This window comes from Janibacter sp. Soil728 (assembly GCF_001428305.1).
In the GTDB taxonomy this organism is placed as follows: domain Bacteria; phylum Actinomycetota; class Actinomycetes; order Actinomycetales; family Dermatophilaceae; genus Janibacter.
In genome coordinates this window covers 151,204-157,252 of sequence record NZ_LMRZ01000007.1, presented here as the reverse complement: position 1 = coordinate 157,252, position 6,049 = coordinate 151,204, and the positions used below count along the sequence as shown (strand labels likewise).

General features: G+C 68.6%; 8 protein-coding genes. 1 reads left to right on the top strand and 7 read right to left on the bottom strand.

Features of this window, described 5'->3' with window-relative positions; translation table 11 throughout:
* Window positions 1-186 precede the first annotated feature (186 nt).
* Both ASG73_RS16685 and ASG73_RS16680 read right to left on the bottom strand, forming a co-directional pair.
* A complete protein-coding gene (locus tag ASG73_RS16685; RefSeq protein WP_055998039.1) occupies window positions 187-1,272 on the bottom strand; it encodes an acyltransferase family protein in 1,086 nt (361 codons plus the stop codon).
* Window positions 1,273-1,550: 278 nt separating this feature from the next.
* Window positions 1,551-1,889, bottom strand: coding sequence for an STAS domain-containing protein (locus ASG73_RS16680; RefSeq protein ID WP_055998036.1), 339 nt, complete (start codon window positions 1,887-1,889; stop codon window positions 1,551-1,553).
* Window positions 1,890-2,066: 177 nt separating this feature from the next.
* Here ASG73_RS16680 and ASG73_RS16675 point away from each other — a divergent pair, with 177 nt between their 5' ends.
* Window positions 2,067-2,693 (top strand): cob(I)yrinic acid a,c-diamide adenosyltransferase, encoded by a 627-nt coding sequence (locus tag ASG73_RS16675; RefSeq protein WP_055998032.1) that lies wholly within the window; start codon window positions 2,067-2,069, stop codon window positions 2,691-2,693.
* Here ASG73_RS16675 and ASG73_RS17670 read toward each other — a convergent pair.
* From ASG73_RS17670 to atpD, 5 genes are all read right to left on the bottom strand, one after another.
* Complete coding sequence (locus ASG73_RS17670) at window positions 2,686-3,117, bottom strand: DUF2550 family protein (protein WP_082567345.1); 432 nt, start codon at window positions 3,115-3,117, stop codon at window positions 2,686-2,688. The two genes, ASG73_RS16675 and ASG73_RS17670, sit on opposite strands and share 8 nt — an antisense overlap.
* 7 nt (window positions 3,118-3,124) lie before the next feature.
* Entirely contained in the window at window positions 3,125-3,391 is a 267-nt protein-coding gene (locus tag ASG73_RS16665; protein WP_055998026.1) for a F0F1 ATP synthase subunit epsilon, read from the bottom strand.
* 74 nt (window positions 3,392-3,465) lie between these two features.
* Complete coding sequence (locus ASG73_RS18210) at window positions 3,466-3,945, bottom strand: DUF2752 domain-containing protein (protein WP_055998023.1); 480 nt, start codon at window positions 3,943-3,945, stop codon at window positions 3,466-3,468.
* Window positions 3,942-4,472 carry an NINE protein gene (locus ASG73_RS18205; protein WP_200946919.1) on the bottom strand — a complete coding sequence of 177 codons (531 nt, stop codon included), beginning with the start codon at window positions 4,470-4,472 and terminating at the stop codon, window positions 3,942-3,944. The genes ASG73_RS18210 and ASG73_RS18205 overlap by 4 nt, the downstream gene beginning before the upstream one ends.
* Window positions 4,473-4,584: 112 nt before the next feature.
* On the bottom strand, window positions 4,585-6,039 hold the full coding sequence (gene atpD, locus ASG73_RS16650; protein ID WP_055998020.1) for a F0F1 ATP synthase subunit beta: 1,455 nt from the start codon (window positions 6,037-6,039) through the stop codon (window positions 4,585-4,587).
* Window positions 6,040-6,049 lie beyond the last annotated feature (10 nt).

The following is a 6,049-nucleotide window of genomic DNA, read 5'->3' as shown; positions in this document are numbered from 1 at the left end:
TCCCAGGAATGGATCGACAAACCAGCCGGACAACGCGACCATGTCCGAATAGACACACACCCCTGACTGTCCGACATGTCCCTTCACGACTGTCCGACATGTCCCTTCACAGGACACGGACGAATCCTCGGCGCGTTTACCTCCAACCAGGACGAAGGGAGGTCCCCGCCCCTCCGCTCGCAGGGGTCACCCGATCCGGTCGGTCACCAACCCCATGACCCGCTCGATCGGCCCCTTGCCGATCGCCTGCCACCACACCCAGCAGGCCAGCACGGTGATGAGGAGGATCCCTCCGCCGTAGGCGAGCCAGTGCTCGTACGGTGCCCGCGGGTCGCCGACCCGCTGCGCAAGGGCGATGAGGCCGACGTGCAGGACATAGCAGGTCAGCGCCATCGCGCCGGACGCACGAACCGGCGCCAGCGCGGTCACAACAGGCCGCATCACGGACCAGCGCGCGACCAGGACGATGACGCCGAGTGCGGTGCCGGTCAGCGCCACGTCGAGAAGGGCGTCGGGCACACCCCCCGAGACGATCTCGCTGACGCCCAGTCCGTGACCCAGCAGACGCAGGACGACGACGGCCACACCGGCGAGCACCCCGACGCCGATGCTGATCAGGGCCGTGCGGACGGTGAGCCGATGGCGGGCGAGCAGCACCCCAGCCAGGACGAAGGGGAGCAGGCTCACCACGCGGTAGTGGGTGGACAGGACGAACCACTGCAGCACCTGGTCGACCCACGCGGTCGAGTAGACGCGCGCAGGGTCGAGACCGGCGCGCGCGGCGGCGTTGACCCAGGGCCCGACGGCGAAGGTGACCACGGTGGTCACGGCGAGGGCCGGCACGGGCAGCAGCGCCAGTGGGGAGGCGACCACGAGCGTCGCACCGAGGGACATCAGGACGATCGCGACGAAGGTCCCGAGCTGCTGCAGGAGCAACCCGATGCCGATGAGGATGAGACCGCGCAGGAGATTGCGGGCGACGAAGGTGGCCCCGACCAGCCGCTGGCTGCCACGGGTGAGGACGATCCCGGCAGAGATGCCCATGACCGCCGCGAAGAGCGGGGACGCAACGTTGTTGACGACGACGAGCGCGACCGTGACCAAGGTCGAGTCGACCGGCGCCCACACCCGCACGTGCGCGATGATCATGCACACGATCGCCACCCCACGAACGAGGTCGACCGCGGGGTCTCGTCGGCCCTCCCACGGGTAGGCCACGCTGCGGTCGCGTGCGATCTGGGTCGCGCTGGAACGCGCGGTCTGCTGGCTCACGGTGCCTCCGGTCGGGTCTGGCCGAAGTCTAGGGCGCGCCCGGCGCCCAGACCCGGGTGGAGGTGAACGCGCGGACGAATCTTCGGCGAGTCGGCATCCACTCCCGGTGACCGAGACCCGGGTGGAGGTAAACGCGCGGACGAATCCTCGGCGAGTCGGCATCCACTCCGGGCGAAGGGGGGCCCGCGCCCCTGTGCCCCCCGCTCCCTGTCCTTCGAGACGGCGCTGGCGCGGCCCTTCGAGACGGCGCTGGCGCGCTCCTCAGGGCACGAAGGGAGTCAGACCGCCAGCGAAGGACGCAGCCTGCTCGGCGCGGGGGCGTCCTCGAGCAGACGGACGAGACCGGCGCGTCGCAGCAGCCGGGTCGTCCGCTCGTCCGCTCCGGTGAAGCGCAGCCGACGACCCGCGCGGGCGGCGCGGGCGTGCGCACCGACGAGCGTCGCGAAGCCGACCTGGTCGACGACGGTCGAGTCCGAGATGTCGACGAGGAGCTCACTGCCCTCGCGGATCGCGGTCACGAAACCCTGTCGTAGATCTGCGCTGTGCCGCAGGTCGAAGGGCACATGCACTCGCACGCGGGTGGCCCCTACGCCACCCACCGGCGTCAGCGCGGTCATTGCGCTCAAGACGGTCACCTGCTTCCCCTGGCTGCTGCGTCCGTTGTCATCCAGTGTGACGGGGGTGACAACGCAGCGCACCCACCTCGCAATCACGATGTGATCACACGATGGCCAGCAACTGGTCACGGCGATCCCACCGGAGCGTCATCCCAGGGCTCTGCCACGATGGGTCCCATGGTCAACCTGACGAAGATCTACACCCGCACCGGCGACGAGGGCACCACCGCGCTGGGTGACTTCAGCCGGACGTCGAAGACGGACACCCGGCTCCAGGCCTACGCCGACACCAACGAGGCCAACGCGGTCATCGGGGTGGCCGTCGCGACGGGGGGTCTGGACGAGGATGTCGTCGTCACGTTGACGCGCGTGCAGAACGACCTCTTCGACGTGGGCGCGGACCTGTGCACCCCCCTTCTCGCCAACCCCGAGTACCCGCCGTTGCGGGTCAAGCAGGAGTGGATCGACGAGCTCGAGGCCGACTGCGACGAGTACCTCACGAGGGTGGAGAAGCTGCGTTCCTTCATCCTCCCCGGCGGCACCGCCGGCTCGGCCCACCTGCACCACGCGACGACCGTCGTGCGTCGCGCCGAGCGCTCCGCCTGGGCGGCTCGTGAGGACTACGGCACCGAGGTCGCCGACGAGCGAGGCATCGGTGGCGTCAACCCGCTGACGACCACCTATCTCAACCGGCTCTCGGACCTGCTCTTCATCCTCGCCCGCGTCGCCAACATCTCGATCGGCGGCGACGTCCTGTGGCAGCCGGGCGGCGGCCGTGAGGCCAAGCCGGAGAAGCCTAGGTGACGTTGACCCCACGGCCGGGTGGGGCCGACTCGAGCCAGGAGCGCACGGCGGGGTAGATCTTGGGCTCGAGCGCGAGGTCGGCCAGGTCTCCTGACGTGCTGGAGAGCGTCAGGGAGACGGCGGACAGCAGCCCGGGGATCGACACCAGCTCGGCGGACGGCGTGGAGATCTCCAGGCCCTCGCGGGACCACGACATCGTCGGGCTCGTGGTCATCCCGCTGACGCTGAACCAGTCGAGCTGACCGGAGCTCAGACGCAACAACCCGAGTCGCCATCGAGGCGACCCGGGTAGTCGAACGGCACAGGGACTCACTGGGCCGTGTGCGGAGAGGGCTCGGCGGCGCAGCCAGAGCAGAACCAGCCAGAGCGCGATGACCAGACACCCTGCAAGGAGGACTACCTCCACCACCTGCAGGGTCGACATGGTGCGGTCAGCCCTTGGCCGGGGCCTGGACGGTCTCGGCGACGATCGTCACGTTGTCGTGGTCGACCGACAGGAAGCCACCGTCGATGGTCGCGGTCTGGTCACCCTCGCTGGAGTGGATGACGACGTCGCCCTCGATGAGGACGCCGAGCAGCGGGGCGTGACCCGGCAGGACGCCGATCTCGCCCTCGGTGCTGCGGGCACGAACCATGGAGGCCTCGCCGGACCAGACCTTGCGGTCGGCGGCGACGAGTTCAACATTGAGGGAGCTCACGGTGGGGGTCCTTCGTCTCGATACAGCGGCAGGCACTCATGGTAGCCCGCCGCGCTGATGGGTCTGCGCACGCCTCAGGCGACGACGAGCGCGAAGTAGTCCTGGCCGATCCCGATGCTGACCATGCGGACCACGGAGTAGCCCAGCCACAGTCCCATCAGGACAATGAGGATCTTGGGGTTGAGCTGGTCGAAGAGTCTCTCGGTCGGTCGACGCCGCACCAGCGCCACGACCGTGTAGACGACCAGCCCGGCGGCGGTCGCCATGGCCAGCGGCCCGAAGAGGTTGTACTCGAAGGCCGTCGCGACGTCTCCGTGCGCGAGGTGCACCCACGAGCGCGTCATCCCGCAGCCCGGGCAGGGCAGCCCGGTGAGGATGCGCAGGATGCAGGTGGGCTCCCCCGAGACCACGGACGGCACCGGCCACAACCGCGCGATGATCAACCCGACGAGGCTGATCAGCGCGAAGACCGGCACGACCGCCCGCTGCCCGAGGCTCAGGCCTCGGGAGAGGTGGACCCGGCGCTGCGCCGGAGGTGCCGACGGGGAGGTCACCGCAGGGGACGCCCGTCGACATCGACCATCTTGCGCATGACGACGAAGATGACGTCGATGAGCGTCCAGATGCCCATGCCACCACAGGTGAGCAGCTTCAGGACACCCAGACCGGTCTGGCCGAGGTAGAAGCGGTCGACGCCGAATCCGCCGACGAAGATCGACAGCAGGAGCGTGGTCATCCACTCACGGCTGGAGAAGAGACCGGGGACCTGGGAGGCCGGGAACCAGTTGGCCTGTCCCTCACCACGCACCGGGCTGTCACCCTTGAGCTGGCCGTTGACCGCCATGCCCGCGAGGTCGCTGACCGCGTAGGGCCCGTACTCCTGGCCCATGACGTTGAGGTGGTATCGACCACTGGCCGGCTGCTGGAGCTGTGGTGCCGGCTGGAAGGCACCCTGGGGCCCCTGCTGCGGCGCTCCGTGCTGGAAGCCGCCCTGCTGCTGGAAGCCGCCCTGCGGCTGGCCGGGCGGGGGCGGCGGACCCTGCGGGCCCGGCGCGTTGTACTGCTCGCCAGAGTTCGTCATGGCGCCAGTGTAGGTGCGGGGCCCGGCACTCCCCAATGTCGTGCGCACAACGGCTGCGGCCGCCCCCTTCGTGACGAAGGGGGCGGCCGCAGCGGTGGACGTGATCGTGGGATCAGAGGTTCTTCTGGATCTCCGCCCACTGGCGCTCGACGTCGTCGAGGCCACCACACATGTAGAAGGCCTGCTCGGCGACGTGGTCGTACTCGCCGTCACAGATCTTGGTGAAGGCCTCGATGGTGTCCGGCAGGCTCACGGTCGAGCCCTCGATGCCGGTGAACTGCTTGGCCACGTAGGTGTTCTGCGACAGGAAGCGCTGGATGCGACGGGCCCGGTTGACGAGGATCTTGTCCTCTTCGGACAGCTCGTCGATACCGAGGATCGCGATGATGTCCTGCAGCTCCTTGTTCTTCTGCAGGATCTGCTTGACGCGCACCGCGGTGGTGTAGTGGTCCTCCGCGATGTAGCGACGGTCGAGGATGCGGCTCGTCGAGGTGAGCGGGTCCACGGCCGGGTAGATACCCATGGACGCGATCTCACGGTTGAGCTCGGTCGTCGCGTCGAGGTGGGCGAAGGTGGTCGCCGGCGCCGGGTCGGTGTAGTCGTCGGCGGGGACGTAGATCGCCTGCATCGAGGTGATCGAGTGACCACGCGTCGAGGTGATGCGCTCCTGGAGGGTGCCCATCTCGTCGGCCAGCGTCGGCTGGTAACCCACGGCGGAGGGCATGCGGCCCAGCAGCGTGGAGACCTCGGAGCCGGCCTGCGTGAAGCGGAAGATGTTGTCGATGAAGAGCAGCACGTCCTGACCCTGCACATCGCGGAAGTACTCCGCCATGGTCAGGGCGGAGAGGGCCACGCGCAGACGCGTGCCCGGCGGCTCGTCCATCTGGCCGAACACCAAGGCGGTCTGGCCGAGGACTCCGGCCTCTTCCATCTCGACCATGAGGTCGTTGCCCTCACGGGTGCGCTCGCCGACACCGGCGAAGACGGAGACACCACCGTGGTTGCGGGCAACACGGGCGATCATCTCCTGGATGAGCACCGTCTTGCCGACACCGGCGCCACCGAAGAGGCCGATCTTGCCACCCTCCACGTAGGGGGTGAGCAGGTCGATGACCTTGATGCCGGTCTCGAACATCGAGGTCTTGGACTCGAGCTGGTCGAAGGCCGGAGCCTGACGGTGGATGCCCCAGCGCTCGGTGACCTCGAGGGTCTGACCCTCCTCGAGGTTGAGGCAGTCGCCGGTCGCGTTGAAGACCTTGCCGAGGGTGACGTCACCGACGGGAACGGAGATCGGACCCCCGGTGTCCTGCACGGCGGCACCGCGGACGAGGCCGTCGGTGGGCTGCAGGGAGATGGCGCGGACCATGTTGTCGCCGATGTGCTGGGCGACCTCAAGGTTCAGGTTGCGGCCGACCCCGTCCAGGGTGACCTCGGTGGTGAGCAGGTTGTACTGCTCGGGCATGGTGTCAACGCCGAACTCGACGTCGACGACCGGGCCGATGACGCGGGTGATGCGTCCGACCCCGCCTGCTGTGGTGGTGGTGGCTTCGGTGACGGTGGCAGTCATCTGTTCTCTC